16 protein-coding genes are annotated in these 16,126 nt (G+C 67.2%); 14 read left to right on the plus strand and 2 right to left on the minus strand.

The window, feature by feature from the left end:
• Window positions 1–45: 45 nt before the first annotated feature.
• Window positions 46–942 (minus strand): hypothetical protein, encoded by an 897-nt coding sequence (locus AD72_RS13605; protein ID WP_156365177.1) that lies wholly within the window; start codon window positions 940–942, stop codon window positions 46–48.
• Window positions 943–1,264: 322 nt separating this feature from the next.
• Here AD72_RS13605 and rplJ point away from each other — a divergent pair, with 322 nt between their 5' ends.
• The 14 genes from rplJ to AD72_RS13680 all read left to right on the plus strand — a co-directional run bounded on the left by rplJ (window position 1,265) and on the right by AD72_RS13680 (window position 15,220).
• Window positions 1,265–1,783 (plus strand): 50S ribosomal protein L10, encoded by a 519-nt coding sequence (rplJ, locus tag AD72_RS13615; protein ID WP_031466859.1) that lies wholly within the window; start codon window positions 1,265–1,267, stop codon window positions 1,781–1,783.
• Between the two features lie 63 nt (window positions 1,784–1,846).
• Entirely contained in the window at window positions 1,847–2,236 is a 390-nt protein-coding gene (rplL, locus tag AD72_RS13620) for a 50S ribosomal protein L7/L12 (RefSeq protein WP_031466860.1), read from the plus strand.
• A 199-nt stretch (window positions 2,237–2,435) separates the two neighbouring features.
• Window positions 2,436–3,617 (plus strand): ABC transporter ATP-binding protein, encoded by a 1,182-nt coding sequence (locus AD72_RS13625; protein WP_031466861.1) that lies wholly within the window; start codon window positions 2,436–2,438, stop codon window positions 3,615–3,617.
• A gap of 42 nt (window positions 3,618–3,659) precedes the next feature.
• Entirely contained in the window at window positions 3,660–4,451 is a 792-nt protein-coding gene (locus AD72_RS13630) for an MlaE family ABC transporter permease (protein WP_031466862.1), read from the plus strand.
• Window positions 4,452–4,549: 98 nt separating this feature from the next.
• Window positions 4,550–5,314, plus strand: a complete 765-nt coding sequence (locus tag AD72_RS13635; RefSeq protein ID WP_083933871.1) for an MlaE family ABC transporter permease — start codon at window positions 4,550–4,552, stop codon at window positions 5,312–5,314.
• Complete coding sequence (locus AD72_RS13640) at window positions 5,311–6,675, plus strand: MCE family protein (protein ID WP_031466864.1); 1,365 nt, start codon at window positions 5,311–5,313, stop codon at window positions 6,673–6,675. The genes AD72_RS13635 and AD72_RS13640 overlap by 4 nt, the downstream gene beginning before the upstream one ends.
• Window positions 6,672–7,718 carry an MCE family protein gene (locus tag AD72_RS13645; protein ID WP_031466865.1) on the plus strand — a complete coding sequence of 349 codons (1,047 nt, stop codon included), beginning with the start codon at window positions 6,672–6,674 and terminating at the stop codon, window positions 7,716–7,718. The genes AD72_RS13640 and AD72_RS13645 overlap by 4 nt, the downstream gene beginning before the upstream one ends.
• Window positions 7,715–8,722 carry an MCE family protein gene (locus AD72_RS13650; protein ID WP_031466866.1) on the plus strand — a complete coding sequence of 336 codons (1,008 nt, stop codon included), beginning with the start codon at window positions 7,715–7,717 and terminating at the stop codon, window positions 8,720–8,722. Before AD72_RS13645 ends, AD72_RS13650 begins: the two co-directional genes overlap by 4 nt.
• Window positions 8,719–9,927 carry an MCE family protein gene (locus tag AD72_RS13655; RefSeq protein ID WP_031466867.1) on the plus strand — a complete coding sequence of 403 codons (1,209 nt, stop codon included), beginning with the start codon at window positions 8,719–8,721 and terminating at the stop codon, window positions 9,925–9,927. The genes AD72_RS13650 and AD72_RS13655 overlap by 4 nt, the downstream gene beginning before the upstream one ends.
• Window positions 9,927–11,378, plus strand: a complete 1,452-nt coding sequence (locus AD72_RS13660) for an MCE family protein (protein ID WP_051898576.1) — start codon at window positions 9,927–9,929, stop codon at window positions 11,376–11,378. Before AD72_RS13655 ends, AD72_RS13660 begins: the two co-directional genes overlap by 1 nt.
• 69 nt (window positions 11,379–11,447) lie before the next feature.
• A complete protein-coding gene (locus AD72_RS13665) occupies window positions 11,448–12,701 on the plus strand; it encodes an MCE family protein (RefSeq protein ID WP_037345757.1) in 1,254 nt (417 codons plus the stop codon).
• Window positions 12,702–12,742: 41 nt separating this feature from the next.
• On the plus strand, window positions 12,743–13,330 hold the full coding sequence (locus tag AD72_RS13670; RefSeq protein ID WP_156365178.1) for a hypothetical protein: 588 nt from the start codon (window positions 12,743–12,745) through the stop codon (window positions 13,328–13,330).
• A gap of 53 nt (window positions 13,331–13,383) precedes the next feature.
• On the plus strand, window positions 13,384–14,307 hold the full coding sequence (locus tag AD72_RS13675; RefSeq protein ID WP_156365179.1) for a hypothetical protein: 924 nt from the start codon (window positions 13,384–13,386) through the stop codon (window positions 14,305–14,307).
• Between the two features lie 4 nt (window positions 14,308–14,311).
• Window positions 14,312–15,220 (plus strand): phosphotransferase family protein, encoded by a 909-nt coding sequence (locus AD72_RS13680; protein WP_031466872.1) that lies wholly within the window; start codon window positions 14,312–14,314, stop codon window positions 15,218–15,220.
• Here the strand turns inward: AD72_RS13680 and AD72_RS13685 are convergent.
• Window positions 15,217–16,122: a sugar-binding transcriptional regulator gene (locus AD72_RS13685; RefSeq protein ID WP_231644826.1), complete on the minus strand. Its 906-nt coding sequence runs from the start codon at window positions 16,120–16,122 to the stop codon at window positions 15,217–15,219. The two genes, AD72_RS13680 and AD72_RS13685, sit on opposite strands and share 4 nt — an antisense overlap.
• Between the last annotated feature and the right edge of the window lie 4 nt (window positions 16,123–16,126).

Raw genomic sequence — 16,126 nt, forward strand, 5'->3', positions numbered from 1 at the left:
AGAAGGTACCGGACTTTCTTTTTTCGCCCGCTGTGCCGACGTGACTCAGCCGCAGTGCGAGGGGGTCACATCGGTGATGAGCCACTTGTTCTCGTGCACCACCGACAGCGTGAAGGTCCCCAGCTTCGGCCCCCCGTTGACCGGGAAGGAGCACGAGTCGATGGTGGTGCTGGTGGCCTGGTTCGGGGTTTCCGGCAGCCCCTTCAGGCTGACCTCCCGGTAGCTGTCCGGGTCCGGCACGGTGATCCGGCCGAGCGCCTGCGCGCAGTCCGGCGCCCCGTGCTGCTGGGCGAATTTCCGCGCGGCCTGGTCGTTGAACATCAGGCAGGCGTGCTTGCCGAGCTCGGCGGCCGACCCCGGGGAGGCCGCGGCCATCCCTACCTCGCGGTAAAGCTCGGCAACGGCGTCCTTCGGTGAGTCGACGCCGACCTTGACCTGCTGCTGTGGCCGGGCGAGCGGGAACTTGGCCTGGGGACTGTCCTCTTCTCCGCCCCCGCCGAAGTAGTGGTCGATGGCCCAGCTGGCGATCGCGATCACCACGATGAGCCCGACCACCCAGCGGACCGGGGCGCTGCGCAGGATGCGTTTCCACAGCGGCGGATTGGTGGCCCGTTCGACGCGCTCCTGAGACTGCTGCAGCGCGGTGAGTTGTTCGCGGACCAGGGCGAGCTCGGCCTGCACGCCCGGTTGCCCCGGCTGCTGCCCGGTGAACTGACCGCCCTGGCCCTGCGGCGGGAGCGGAGCGGGGTACCCGGGGTCGTACGGCACCGGGGGCGGTGCCTGCTGCGGCGGGTACTGCTGCTCCTGCCAGGCCTTCCACTGGCGGAACGCGGCGAGCTCGGCCTCGGTCGGCGGTTGCTGCGCCGCAGGCGGCTGCCCTGCCGGATACGGGGCCGAGCCGAACTCTGGGCCGAACTCCGAGCCGGGTTCCTTGTCGGTCACGGCTCCCATGATGCCGCTATCACCAGGGGTGCGCACCAGCCCCCTCGGGCGATGGCGTATCCTTGACTGGTTCCACCAGAGACCGCTGGTTTTCCCCAGGTGGGGAACGAAGGCCCGGAACAGGATCGGGCGGCCCGCGCAGGAGGACGAGGCAGACGCGTTCGTGCTGGATGTCGTTCCGCAGTGCGCGCCGGTTCTGTGCCAGACGCAGAGCTTCAGGCCCCGTGTTTCCGCGCCGGGGCGTTTTCGATTCTTCCTCCTCCGGGTTACTCGTCAGGCCGACACCTGAACCAGTACGGCCAAACCTATGAGAGGAGGCGCCATGGCGAAGCCCGAGAAGGTGGCGGCGGTTGCCGAAATCGCGGGCAAGTTCCGTGACTCGACCGCGGCCGTGATCACCGAGTATCGCGGGCTCTCCATGTCGCAGCTCACCAGCCTTCGCCGGGAACTCGGCGAAGGCGCCAGCTACCGAGTCGCGAAGAACACCCTGGTGAAGTGGGCGGCGGCGGACGCGGGCATCGAGGGTCTCGACGACCTGTTCGTCGGCCCGACCGCGATCGCCTTCATCACCGGGGAACCGGTCGAGGCGGCCAAGGCGATCAAGAAGTTCGCCAAGGCCAACGACGCGCTCTCGATCAAGGGCGGCTACATGGACGGGCGCCCGCTGACCGCGGGTGAAGTCAACGAGCTCGCCGACCTCGAGTCGCGCGAAGTGCTGCTCGGCAAGCTGGCAGGCGCCATGAAGGGCAACCTCACCAAGGCCGCGGGGCTGTTCAACGCCCCGGCCTCGCAGGTCGCCCGCCTTGCCGCCGCGCTGCAGGAGAAAAAGGAAGCCGCTTAAGACCGAACCGGTCGCCAAGCACCAGACCATTTCGGTCGCCAAGTAACAAAGGAGAACGCCATCATGGCGAAGCTGAGCAACGACGAGCTGCTCGACGCGTTCAAGGAGATGACGCTGCTCGAGCTGTCCGAATTCGTCAAGCAGTTCGAAGAGACCTTCGACGTCACCGCGGCCGCCCCGGTTGCCGCCGTGGCCGCCGCCGGCCCGGCCGGTGGTGGTGAGGAAGCCGCCGAGGAGAAGGACGAGTTCGACGTCATCCTCGAAGGCGCCGGCGACAAGAAGATCCAGGTCATCAAGGTCGTCCGGGAGATCGTCTCCGGGCTGGGCCTGAAGGAGGCCAAGGAGCTCGTCGAGGGCGTGCCGAAGCCGCTGCTGGAGAAGGCGAAGAAGGACGACGCCGAGGCTGCCAAGGCCAAGCTGGAAGAGGCCGGCGCGGCTGTCAGCATCAAGTGAGCACTGCGTAGTTCTGCTACGTGCGCGGGGCGGGTATCCACCGGATACCCGCCCCGTTTGTGTATGCATGAGATTACGAACCAGACACGGGCGTGCTTCCGAGCCAACTAGGCAGTAGGGTTCGTGACTCACCAGTAACTTATCCCGAGCCGGCTCGTTGCATCGTTGTGGCGAGGAATGCGGCCTAGGAGGAGGTGCCATGGGCGTTGAGGTACAGGTCGAGGACCTGACCAAGTCGTTCGGGAAGCAGAACATTTGGCGTGACCTGACCTTCACCCTTCCGCCTGGCGAGGTTTCGGCACTCCTCGGGCCTTCGGGTACCGGGAAATCGGTGTTCCTGAAATCGATGATCGGCCTGCTCAAGCCCGAACGCGGGCACTGCATGGTCGCCGGGGTGGACACGGTGCGGTGTTCGGAGCGCGAGCTCTACGAGATCCGCAAGAAGTTCGGCGTGCTCTTCCAGGACGGCGCGCTGTTCGGCTCGATGAACCTCTACGACAACGTGGCCTTCCCGCTGCGCGAGCACACCAGGAAGTCCGAGACCGAGGTCCGGCGGATCGTGCTGGAGAAGCTCGAGATGACCGGTCTGGCCGGGGCGGAGGGCAAACTCCCCGGTGAGATCTCCGGCGGTATGCGCAAACGCGCCGGGCTGGCCCGCGCGCTGGTGCTCGATCCGGAGATCATCCTGGTCGACGAGCCGGACTCGGGTCTCGATCCGGTCCGTACGACCTACATCAGCCAGCTGTTCCTGGACGTGAACGCGCAGATCGACGCGACCTTCCTGATCGTCACGCACAACATCAACCTGGCCCGCACGGTCCCGGACAACATCGGCATGCTGTTCCGTAAGGAGCTGGTCATGTTCGGGCCTCGCGAACTGCTGCTGACCAGCGAGGAACCCGCGGTGAAGCAGTTCCTCAACGGCCGGATGATCGGCCCGATCGGGATGAGCGAGGAAAAGGACTCCGCGACCATGGCCGCCGAACAGGCCATGGTGGACGCCGGGCACCATCCGGGCGGGGTGGAGGACATCTCCGGGGTTCCGCCGCAGATGAAACCCTCTCCTGGGGTTCCGCAGCGCGCGGGCGAGCAGCGGCGCAAGGACCGGGTCATGCAGCTGCTGCACACCCTGCCCGAGCAGGCGCAGCGCTCGATCATCGACAGTCTCAGCGACGAGGAACGCACCCGTTACGGTGTGCGGGAACGGGTGGTCGCGGGAACCGGAGCACGGGGCGGGGACACCAACGAGTTCCCCACCCAGGAACAGGGCACCGTTTCCGGTCAGCTGGCCGAGAACCAGGTCGCGGAGCTGCCGACGAGCCGGTGGCGCCCCACGCCTGGGCGACGCCGCAAGCCACGTCCCGGCCCACCGCAGCAGTGAGCGCTCGCAGGACTACGGGCGGAACGGGGCGGTAACAGGGGTATGGCTACCAAATCGGAAGCGAGGTTTCCTGGCGCGGGCGCACTGCGGCAGACCGGGAGCTTGTTCGCGCTCGGTCTCGATGTGGCGGTGCTGATCTTCAAGCGGCCGTTCCAGTTGCGCGAGTTCGTGCAACAGTGCTGGTTCATCGCGAGCGTGACGATCCTGCCGACCGCGCTGGTCACGATCCCGTTCGGCGCGGTGATCGCGCTGCAGCTCGGCTCGCTGACCCGCCAGCTCGGCGCGCAGTCGTTCACCGGAGCGGCCAGCGTGCTCGCGATCGTGCAGCAGGCCTCTCCCCTGGTCACCGCGCTGCTCGTGGCCGGTGCCGGTGGTTCGGCGATCTGCGCGGACATCGGTGCCCGCACCATCCGCGAGGAGATCGACGCGATGGAGGTGCTCGGCGTCTCCGCGGTGCAGCGGCTCGTGGTGCCACGGGTGCTCGCCTCGATGCTGATCGCGATCCTGCTCAACGGCCTGGTCAGCGTGGTCGGTGTGGCCGGTGGGTACACCTTCAACGTGCTGCTCCAGCACGGCACCCCGGGCGCGTACCTGGCCAGCTTCAACGCGCTGGCCCAGATGCCCGACCTCTACATCGGCGAGTTCAAGGCGCTGCTGTTCGGGTTTATCGCCGGTGTGGTCGCCGCCTACCGTGGCCTGCATCCGCCGCCCGGGCCGAAGGGTGTCGGGGACGCGGTGAACCAGTCGGTCGTGGTGACCTTCCTGCTGCTGTTCCTCGTCAACGGTGTGCTTACGCTTGTGTACCTGCAGATCGTCCCGACGAAGCTGAGTTAGGAGGTGAACAGTCGGTGAGTGCCCTGACCAACTTCGGCCGCAGCGCGCGCAATGCCGCCGGTGCCCCGTTACGGCTGCTCGACTCGCTCGGCGAGCAGATGTCGTTCTACCTGCGCGCGCTGGCCTGGACTCCGCGCGCGCTCAAGCGCTACACCAAGGAAGTGCTCCGGCTGCTCGCCGAGGTCAGCTTCGGTTCCGGTGCGCTCGCGCTGATCGCGGGCACGGTCGGCGTGATGATCGGGCTGACCCTGTTCACCGGTATCGTCGTCGGGCTGCAGGGCTACACCGCGCTGAACCAGATCGGCACCGCGGCCTTCACCGGCTTCATGTCGGCCTACTTCAACACCCGCGAGATCGCTCCGCTCGCCGCCGGGCTCGCGCTCTCGGCCACGGTCGGTGCCGGGTTCACCGCCCAGCTCGGCGCGATGCGCATCTCGGAGGAGGTCGACGCGCTCGAGGTGATGGGTGTTCCCTCGCTGCCTTATCTGGTGACCACCCGTATCCTCGCGGGCTTCGTGGCTGTTATCCCGTTGTACGTGATCGGCCTGATGACCTCGTATATCGCCGCCCGGCTGATCACGATCACCGTGTACGGACAGTCAGGTGGTACCTATGACCACTACTTCAACCTGTTCCTGCCACCGGAGGATGTGCTGTGGTCCTTCGGCAAGGTACTCGTGTTCAGTGTGGTGATCATCTTGACGCACTGTTACTACGGTTACACGGCAAGTGGCGGACCGGCCGGGGTCGGCGTCGCGGTCGGTAAGGCCGTGCGCACCACGATCGTCAACGTCACCCTGCTGGACTTCTTCCTCTCGCTCGCGATCTGGGGCGCGACCACGACCGTGAGGATCGCGAATTGACCGGAGTCCTGGCAAGTGTGCGCAAGAAACTACTCGGGTTGCTGCTCGTCGTGTTGATCTTCGCGTTCTTCGCGCTGACGATCGCGTTCTACAACAAGGCGTTCACCCCGGTGGTCAGTGTCAGCCTGCGCACCGACACCATCGGCAGCCAGATGCAGCCCGAGGCCGACGTGAAGGCGCACGGCACGGTGATCGGCGAGGTCACCTCGATCAAGGCGGACTTCGGCGGCGCCGACCTCGAACTGGCCATCAAACCCGAGTACGCCAAGCAGATCCCGGCCGACGCGACCGCGCAGCTGCTGCCCAAATCGCTGTTCGGGGAGCGGTACGTGAACCTCGGCTACTCCCCGGGGGACAGCGGCCCGGTACTCGCCGACGGGGACCGCATCGCGCAGAACAAGAGCGCCGGGGCGGTCGAGGTCGAGCAGGCGCTGAACAACTTCCTCCCGGTGCTCAAGGCGGTCGAACCGGAGAAACTCTCCGCGACCCTGGCCGCGGTCTCCACCGCCCTGCAGGGCCGCGGTGACCAGCTCGGCCAGACGATCACCCAAATCAACGACTACGTCAAGCAGCTCAATCCGCAGTTGCCCGCGCTCACCGACGACATCAGCAAGCTGGTCAAGGTCTCGAACACGTACAACGACGTGCTCCCGGTGGCCACGGACGCGCTGACCAATCTGCGCACCACCACCAACACCATCGCCCAGCAGCGGGACAACCTGGAGAACCTGTACAGCACGGTCTCGGGCACCTCGGCGAACCTGCAGAACTTCCTCGCGGCCAATCAGCACAACCTGATCGGGGTCGGCAAGAGCCTGCGCCCCACACTCGAGCTCATGCAGAAGTACGCCCCGCAGGTGCCCTGCTTCTTCCGCAGCCTCGCCCGGCTGGTGCCCAAGGCGGACAAGGCCTTCGGTAAGGGCACCGACAAGCCTGGCCTGCATGCGAACCTGCAGATCAACGTGAACCGCGGACCGTACAAGGCGGGCGTAGACACCCCGCGCTACGACGACACCCGCGGGCCGCGCTGCTACGACATCACCCCGAAGCCGAAGCCGTTCCCGCAGGTCTCCCCGGAGGGCGCGATCAAGGACGGTTCCTCGCAGCCGCCCATGCCGCGCACCCAGAGCGATGGCATGCTGCCCCCGGACCAGGCCGCGAAGCTGGTCACCACCCCGCAGTCGGCGCCATCGGACTCCTACGGCCCGCCGAACTCCAAGGCCGAGCAGGACCTGATCACCTCGCTGACCGCGCCCGCGCTCGGGGTGCCCGCCGATCAGGTTCCGCGCTGGTCCACCATGCTGATCGGGCCGCTGATGCGCGGTTCGACCGTCGACTATCCGGGGGCGGGTGCGAAATGAGGGGACTGCTCGCTCCGCTGATCAAGCTGCTCGCGTTCGTGCTCGTCACGGTGCTCGCGACCGGGCTGCTCGCGCTGACCATCGCCAACGCCACCTTCTCCGCCTCGAGCGACTACCGCGCCCGGTTCTCCGATGTCACCTCGCTCAACGCCGGTGACGATGTGCGCATCGCCGGGGTGAAGGTCGGCGAGGTCAGCTCCATCAAGATCGTGGACAAGGACTCCGCCGAGATCGGGTTCAGCGTGGACAAGTCCGTGCGCATCCCGGCCTCGGTGCACGCCGCGGTCCGCTACCGGAACCTGGTCGGGCAGCGCTACGTGGAGCTCGACCAGGGCAGCAACCTGGACAGCGGCGGGGACGCGAACGCCACCCTCAAGCCGGGCGATGTCATCCCGATGGATCGCACCAGCCCCGCGGTCGATCTGACCAAGCTGTTCAACGGGTTCTCCCCGCTGTTCCAGGCGCTCAACCCGCAGGACGTGAACAAGCTGTCCAGCGAGATCGTCTCGGTGCTGCAGGGCGAGGGCAGCACGGTCAACAGCCTGCTGGCCACCACGGCCTCGCTGACCTCCAAGATCGCGGACAAGGACGCGGTGATCGGCAAGGTGATCACCAATCTGAATTCGGCGCTGACCACGCTGAACGCGCACACCCCGCAGTTCACCGACCTGGTGGACACGGTGCAGCAGCTGGTCAGCGGGCTCGCCGAGGACCGCAAACCGATCGGGGACGCCGTGGACACGCTCGGCGGGCTGGCCGACACGGTTTCCGGATTCGTCGGCGATCTGCGCGATCCGGTGAAAAAGGATGTGCAGCAGCTGGGCCGGTTCGCGGACAACCTCAATGCGCACCAGCCGCAGGTGGAACATTTCCTGCAGTACCTCCCGGACAAGGTCGCCACGATTTCCCGCGCGGGCAGTTACGGCTCCTGGTTCCAGTTCTATTCCTGCACCACCAAGCTCGATGTGCGGATTCCCGGCCTGATGCCGAAACCGGCGAGCATTCCGATCGGTGACTCGACCCAAGCGAGGTGCAGGCAGTGAAATCCTTCTCCTCGCGCAATCCCATTCCGATCGGGATCACCAGCCTCGTGGTGATCGTGCTGCTCGTGGCCGCCGCGCTGAACTCGGACAATCTGCCGCTGATCGGTGGCGGCACCACCTACACCGCGAACGTGCGCGAAGCCGCGGGCCTCGCTTCCGGGGCGACCGTGCGCATCGGCGGGGTCAAGGCGGGCAAGGTCTCCGATGTCCGTCTGGACGGGGACCACGTGCGCGTCGATTTCCGGATCAAGGACGCGTTCATCGGGGACAAGAGCGAGGTCGCGATCAAACTGCAGACCCTGCTCGGGCAGAAATACCTCGACGTGGAATCGCGCGGTTCCAAGGCGCGCAGTCCCGGCGATCCCATGGGTGAGAACACCGCCGAGTCGATCTACTACGACGTGCAGGACGCGTTCAACGGGCTCGCCGACCGGGTTTCCGACATCAACACCGATCAGCTGGCGAACAGCCTGGAAACCCTGTCCGACACGTTCAAGGACACCCCGGCCAATGTGCGGTCCTCGCTGGACGGGCTCTCCCGGATCTCCAAGACGATCTCCTCGCGGGACGCCCAGCTGCAGCAACTGCTGAACAACACCAAGCAGATTTCGACCACGCTGGCCAGTCGCAACCAACAGGTGGAGAAGATCCTCGGTGACGGCAGCGCACTGCTCTCCGAGATACAGCAACGCAAGCAGGCGATCGACACCCTGCTGAAGATGGCCCAGCAGCTGTCCAAACAGGTCGACGGGCTGATCGACGAGAACGATGCGCAGCTCAAACCGGTGCTGGACAAGCTCAACCAGTTCACCGGGATGCTCAAGCGCAACCAGGAAAGCCTGGGGCGCGGGATGCAGAACCTCGCCCCCTTCGTCCGGGTGTTCAACAACGCGCTCGGCAACGGCCGCTGGTTCGACGCCTACATCTGCGGGCTGCTGCTTCCGCCGTCCATTCCCGGGGTGAACGGCGCCGACTGTTCCTGGCCGCACGAGGGGGACAAATGACGGCGAGCACGAAACTGCGGCTCGATCTCGCGCGCGGGATCGCGATCGGCTGCGTCGTCGCCCTGCTGCTCACCGCCGCGCTGTGGTGGGCCTTCTCCGCGGCGGCGGGCACCAAGGTCACCGCGTACTTCGCGAACGGGGTCGGCGTCTATCCCGGTGGCACCGTGCGGGTGCTCGGGGTCCCGATCGGCTCGATCGACGAGGTCACCCCGCAGGACAAGCAGGTCAAGGTGGCCATGACCGTGGAGGACGGGGTCACCCTCCCGGCGAACCCGACGGCCGTGGTGATCCTGCCCTCGGTGGTCAGCGACCGCTACATCCAGCTGCCGCCGTACCACGGTGGCGCCAAGGCCGGGAAGAACACGGTCATCGGGCTGGACCGGACCCGCACTCCGACCGAGATCGACGATGCCTACCGCACCCTCGACAAGCTGTCCCAGACGCTGGGTCCCAATGGTGCCAACAAGAAGGGCGCGCTCTCCGATGTGCTCAACACCGGGGCGGCGAACCTCGCGGGCAACGGGCAGAACATCGCGCAGACCCTGCAGGGCCTTTCCAAAGCGGCCGAAACCCTGAACAACAGCAAGGGCGATCTGTTCGGCACGGTCAAGGAACTCGCCAAGTTCACCACCATGCTGCAGAAAAACGATGCTCAGGTGCAGGACTTCTCCAAGCGGGTCACCGATGTCACCGGCTTCCTCGACGATGAGCGCGGGGAACTCACCGCGGCGGTCAAGGATCTCGCGCCGACCCTGGCCAAGGTCAAGGAGTTCGTCGGCAAGAACCGCGGCGGCATCAAGTCCAATGTGGACAACCTGACCAAGGTCAGCAAGACCATCGCGGACAACCGCGGATCCCTGGCCGAGACCATGGATCTGGCCCCGCTCGCGCTGAACAACCTGCTCAACGCCTACAACGCGTCCTCGGGAACCCTGGACGCCCGGCCCGCGCTGCAGGAGCTCACCGATCCGCCGCTGACCATGCTGTGCACGATGATCAAGAACTTCGACCACAGCAAGCTGCCCCAGGATCTCGGCAAGGCCTGCCAGTCGGTCGCGGACATCGTGCAGGGCATCATCCCGCTGCCGCCACTGTCCAGCGTGATCACCGCGCTGCGCCAGGGCAAACTGCCGCAGCTGCCCAAGCCCGCGCTGAACGCCCTGGAATCGGCGAGCCAGAACGAGGCGCCGAAGGGAGGCAAGTGATGACCGCGTCGAACTCTCGCGAAGATCCCCGTAAGGATCCCAGCATCGCGGCCTTCTCCGCCCGGCGTGCCGAACGGGCGCACCGGCACACCGAACGGGTGCGCGCAAGGAACGCGGCGGCCACCTCCGCGGCGCGGCCCGCGCCGAGCCGGAAAGCCAGGCGCACCAAGCGATTCGTCAGCGCCGCCGCGATCGGTGCCTCGGTCAGCCTCGCGCTCACCGGCTGCGGGCTGTCCAACGGCCTCTACGGGGTGCCGCTTCCCGGTGGTGCCGATCTGGGCAGTGATCCGCTCACCCTGCACGTGCGGATGGACAACGTCTACGACCTCGTGCCCCAGGCCGCGGTGAAGATCCACAACGTCACCGTCGGCAAGGTCACCGACATCGCGCTGGCCAACAAGCAGTCCGGCAAATGGCAGGCCGATGTCACCATCGAGACCAACCGCGGGCAGACCAAGCTGCCACGGAACGCGATGGGACAGCTGCGCCAGACCAGCCTGCTCGGCGAGAAGTTCGTCGAACTGGTCGCCCCGCCGGACGGTGCGCAGGGACAGCTCGCGGACAACGCGAAACTGCAGGAGGATCCGAGCTTCAACCACGTCGAGGTCGAGCAGATCTTCGGCGCGCTCTCCCTGCTGCTCAACAACGGCGGGTTGCCGCAGATCCGCACCATCTCCAACGAACTCAGCAACGCGATGAGCGGGCGGGAAGGCGATATCAAGGGCCTGCTGCGCAACCTCACCAAGCTGGTGTCCACTTTGGATAGTCACTCCGGGGACATCCTCAAGGCACTCGACAACGCGCAGAAGCTCTCCGGCACCCTGGATGCGCAGAAGGACCGGCTCACCGGGGCGATCGACAACCTGACGCCCGGCCTGAAAACCGTGCGCGACCAGCGCACCCAGCTGGTGAGCATGCTCAAGGCCATGCAGCGGCTCTCCGGGGTCACCATCGACACCATCGGCAAGACCCGCACCGACATGATCGCCGACCTCAAGGCGCTCGAGCCCAGCCTGCGCAAGCTCGCCGACACCGGGGACAACCTCGCGAACTCGCTGCCGCTGCTGGCCACCATCCCGTTCGGGGACTACGCGGCGCAGACCTTCCGCGGCGACTACGACAACCTGTACGCGAACATCGACCTCGACCTCGGTCACCTCATCCAGAACATGGGCCGCTCCAGGCAGAACTGGATCGGCCAGACCGGCCTGCTGCCACCACAGCTCGGCGGGGTCACCGGCGGAACCCCCGCGCAGCCGGGACAACCGGACGCGGGCACCGGATCCGGGACGTACCCGAACGACCCGAACTACGGCAAGCCACCGCAGCAGGTGCAGGGCCAGCAGCCGCAGCAGGAGGTCGGCCCGAACGCGCCGAGCCAGGGCAGCGGCAGCGGTGGCGGCGGTCTCGGCGGCATCTTCGGAACCCTCTCCGGCGGAGGTGCGTTCTAGATGGCGCGGCGTTGGAACCTTGGTCCAGTAGGACACCCGCCCCGCGGTGCCGGAGAGGTGGGATAGCGCATGATCACCAGAACCACCAAGATCAAACTGATCGTGTTCGTGATCGTGGCCATTCTCGGCGTCGGTTACGCGACCTGGCGCTACGCGGGCGGGGACCGGGTCATCGGGAACACCACCTACACGGTGCCGATGAAGCTCGGGGACACCAGCGGGATCTTCACCAACGCCGAGGTGACCTATCGCGGGGTGAAGGTCGGCAGGGTCGGCGAGGTCCGGCTGACCAAGACCGGGCTCGATGTGGACCTGGTCGTGGACCGCAGTGCGCCGCCCATTCCCGCGGAGGTGACCGGGACGGTCGCGAACCGCTCCGCGGTCGGTGAGCAGTACGTGGACCTGAAACCCAAGCAGGGAGCCAGTTCCACGGGCCGCACCCTGGAGAACGAGCCCGAGGACAAGCGCACCATCGCGGCGGCGGACACCGCGGCCCCGCTGCCCACCCAGGATCTGATCAACGATGTGAACGGGCTGGCCACCTCGGTGCCGCTGGATTCGCTGCGCACCGTCGTCGACGAGGCGTACACGGCGTTCAGCGGGACCGGACCGGATCTGCAGCGGCTGCTGGACGATTCGCAGAAGTTCGTCTCCACCGCGCGGGACAATCTGCCCGCCACCCAGCAGTTGCTGGACACCAGCAGGACCGTGCTCGGCACCCAGATCAAGGAGGGGTCGAACCTCAAGCAGTTCGCCGGGGATCTGCGCGGGCTTTCCGCCTCGCTCAAGGAATCGGATCCCGATATCCGCACGCTGATCGAGAAGACCCCGCCCGCTGCCCAGCAGGTCAACGGTCTGGTCAACGACAACGCGCAGAACTTCACCAGCCTGCTTCCGCAGCTGTGGACCACATCCGAGGTGCTGCGTACCCGGAACAAGGGCCTCGAACAGGTTTTCGTCACCTACCCGATGCTCGCCGGGGCCGGGGACACGATCCTCGATGCGAACGGGAACGCGAACCTCGGACTCGCGTTGAACCTGATGAACCCGGCCCCGTGTGTGCGCGGGTACGAGTCCACCAAGAAGCGCCCCGCCGCGGACACGAATCCCTTGCCGCAGAACAAACAGGCCTACTGCGCCGAGCCGACCGGGAGCCCGATCGACGTGCGCGGCTCGCAGAACGCGCCGTATGCGGGCAAGCCGGTCGAGGTCAAACCGGTGCAGGCGCAGCAGCAGCCCAAGGACTCCCCGGCCGGCCTGTTCGGGATCACCCCGCTCGGGCCGAGCCCGCAGGATCTGCCGAAGGCCCTGGACTTGGATTGACATACGTGCACGTGACAACGGCCGACTAGCATGGAGCGATGATGACGAGCAGTACCGGAATACGGGCACGAGCACGCAATCCGTACCTGATCGGTTCCGTCGTGCTGCTGGTGATCGCGCTCGGCTTTGCCGTCTACTTCGGACTGGCCTGGATCCGGGCGAGCACCAGTCAGGACACGCAGTACGCGACCGCGCGCGAGGACGTGCTCCGGGTCGGCGGGCAGACCGCGATCAACGTGACCACCATCGACTACCGCCGTCTCGACCAGCTCAAGGGTGAACTGGAGAATTCGACCACCGGGGATCTGCACGAGCAGGTCGGCAAGACCATCGACAAATACAAGAAGCAGATGGGCGACACGAAACTCATCACCCGTAGCGATCTGGTGGAAAGCGCGGTGGTCAATCTGGACACCCACGCGAACACCGCCAGCATCCTCGCGGTGGTGAATTCGACGAACGAAACGCAGCAATCGGGCGACAAGAACTCGGACGACAAGAACAAGGCCGCCCCGAAATCCCAGCGGTTGCCCATTACGGTCAATCTGACCCGGGCCGATGGGAATGCGCCGTGGAAAGCCAGTTCGGTCAGCGGCGCACCGGTCATGACCGGGGATTCGGGCAACTGAGCAAGGTCTGACAAGGACAGCGTTCGAGGACCAGTGCTCGGGAAAGGATGAACGTGGCACAACCGCCCCGCCGCCAGCAACCGCAGCCGGGTCCGCGCCGTAAGGTCGCGGGCCGGGCGAACATGCAGTCCCGCGGTTCGTCCTCCTCGACCGGACTGCGCAGGCCCTCGCCGAAACCGCGCCCGGAACCCGAAGAGACCGCGCTCGAGGAGAGCACGCCGGAAGAAACCGCGCCCGAAGCCGCGGCGCCGGTCGAGGCCGAACCGCAAACCGAGCAGACGGAACAGACCGAACAGACCGAGCCGGAGATCGCCGCGCCCATCGAGGAGGCGGGCAAACCGAAACCGGTCGGCAGCAAGGCACGCCGCGGCACCGAGACCATTTCCTACCCGCCGCAATCGGAGATGTCCGGCGCGGAGAAGAAGAATGAGCCCGCGGACCAGGCCGGGAACCAGGACAGGCCGCCGCGGCTGCGCGCCGCGGCCATCATCACCGTGATCGCCGTGCTGCTCGGCGGATTCGCCGTGTTCGCCGGGATCGCGAGCGCCAACGCGGGCGCGAACCTGGACGACAACACCGCGATCGTGGACAACAAGACCACCACCCAGGTCAAGCAGCAGGCCACGAACGCGCTGAACACCATGTTCAGCTTCGACTACAAGAACCCGGACAAAACCAAGAACGAGGCCAAGTCCCTGATCCTCGGCAAGGTCAGCAGCCAGTACGACCAGCTGATGCAGGTACTGCGGGACAACGGCGCGAAGAATCAGCTCTCCCTGTCGTCCGCGGTGCTTTCCATTGGTGTGCAACGGATCGAAGGCAACCGTTCGCGGGTCCTCGCGCTCATGTCGCAGACCTACTCCAAGGGCCAGGGCAAGGGCGGCCAGCAGATCCCGACGCTGGGCATGATCCGCGCGGACCTGGAGTTCACCAACAACGCCTGGAAGATCAGCGGGCTGAAGATGCTGTCCTCCTGAGCCGGTGCTCCCCGAGGAGGCCCGGCACTGGGCGGTCGGCGCACTCGGCGGAGGACGCGCGGTGGTCTCCGCGACGGGACTGCGGGAGGGCGCCAATCCCTGGCTGCTGCGCTTCGAACCGGCGGACCGGCTCGAAGCGGCGGTGCTCCGCCTCGGTGATCCCGCCGATCCCGGAGACCGCCGCCGGTTCGGCACCGAAGTGGCAGCGCTGCGGCTCGCCGGCCGGCACCGGTTACCCGCCGCGCGGCTGATCGCCGTGGATCCGGACGGCAGCTCGGCCGGTGCCCTCGCGATCCTGACCACGGTGCTGCCCGGGCACAGCCGGATTCCGCGGGTCGCCTCCGCCGAGCGGCTGCGCCGGCTGGGTGCCACGGCAGCCGCGCTGAGTGCGATCCCGGTGCGGCCCCGGCCCGAACTCCCCCTGCGGACCCGCTCCATCGCGGACGTCGACTTCGCGGCCCGGCGCCGCGCCCAGGGCAGCACGGCGCTGCTCGATGCCGCCCAGGAACGTCTGGGGCAGCTGGCGGAGCCGGCCGGTCCGACGGTGTTCGTGCACGGCGATCTGTGGCACGGCAATACGCTGTGGTCCGGTGATCGGCTCACCGGCCTCGTCGACTGGGACTGCGCGGGCGCCGGGGCACCGGGAATCGATCTCGGCGGGGTGCGCTTCGATGCGGCCCTGAACTTCGGGCTCCCCGCGGCCGAACAGGTGCTGCACGGGTGGCAGCGGGCCACCGGCGGACAGGCGCACCGGCTCGCCTACTGGGACCTGGTGGCGGCCTGCTGCAGCCTCGCCGATATGGCCTACACTCTCCCCGTCCTCCGCGACCAGGGCCGGGACGATCTCGACGCGGCAACCCTCGGCAGGCGCCGGGACGCGTTCCTCGAAGCCGCCCTGGCCGGGTGCGGCTAAGCGGGCCGCGTGGTGGTCAGGATCAGCTCCGCCGTACGCAGATCGGTGACCAGCCGGTTGAACAGCTTCGCGTGCGCCGCCGCGATGATGCTGCCCACCTTGTCCGCGCCCGCGGCCACCGCGATGGTGCGGGGCACCGCGCGCAACTGCTCGGGGCTGATCCGCACCATCCGATCGCTGCCGGGGAAGACGACCTCCTCCCCCTCGGGGCCGAAGAAGTTCAGGCAGATGTCCCCGACCGCGGTCTGCAGGCTCCCCGCGTCCATCGGGATGGCCGCGGACATCGAGCTGCGCGAGCTCGGCGGCGCACCGATCCCGATCAGCGCGACCTTCGCCCGCCCCCACATCTCGGTGACCTGACAGAACTCGGGATCCTGGGCCAGGGTGGCGCGCATGACCTTGGACGGCATCGCCTGGGCGAACAGGAAATGCGGCCGTGCCCCGGCCTGTTCGGCGATGGCGCGGACGATCTCGTTGGTCTGGTGCCACGGTTCGGGTTCGGAGACCCCGCCGACGGTCGGCGCCACCTCGATACCGGGCAGCGCGGGCAGGGTGGTCCTGCTGAGTTCGTAGACGGTCTGGCCGGAGGACACCAGCAGCACCTCGCCGGGAGACAGCGCGGCCTCGCGCAGCGCGGCGCCGACCGGTTCGGCGAGCGCGCTGATCGGCCCGTGCCCGAACGGGGCCAGCCAGACCCGTTCGATGCCCAGCACCTCGGCGAGCAGTTCCGGGTCCGGTTCCACGGCGGGCGAACCCGGCTCGTGCACGGTGATCCGGACCATGCCGATCCGCCGCGCCTCGGCGAGCAGCCTGCTGACCGTCGGCCGGGAGACCGCGAGCCGCTCGGCGACGCGGGCCTGGCTCAGCTCCTCGAGGTAGTACAGCCGCGCGGCCTGATGCATCAGC

Origin of the sequence: Sciscionella sediminilitoris, from assembly GCF_000737195.2 — a bacterium.
Taxonomy (GTDB): domain Bacteria; phylum Actinomycetota; class Actinomycetes; order Mycobacteriales; family Pseudonocardiaceae; genus Sciscionella; species Sciscionella sediminilitoris.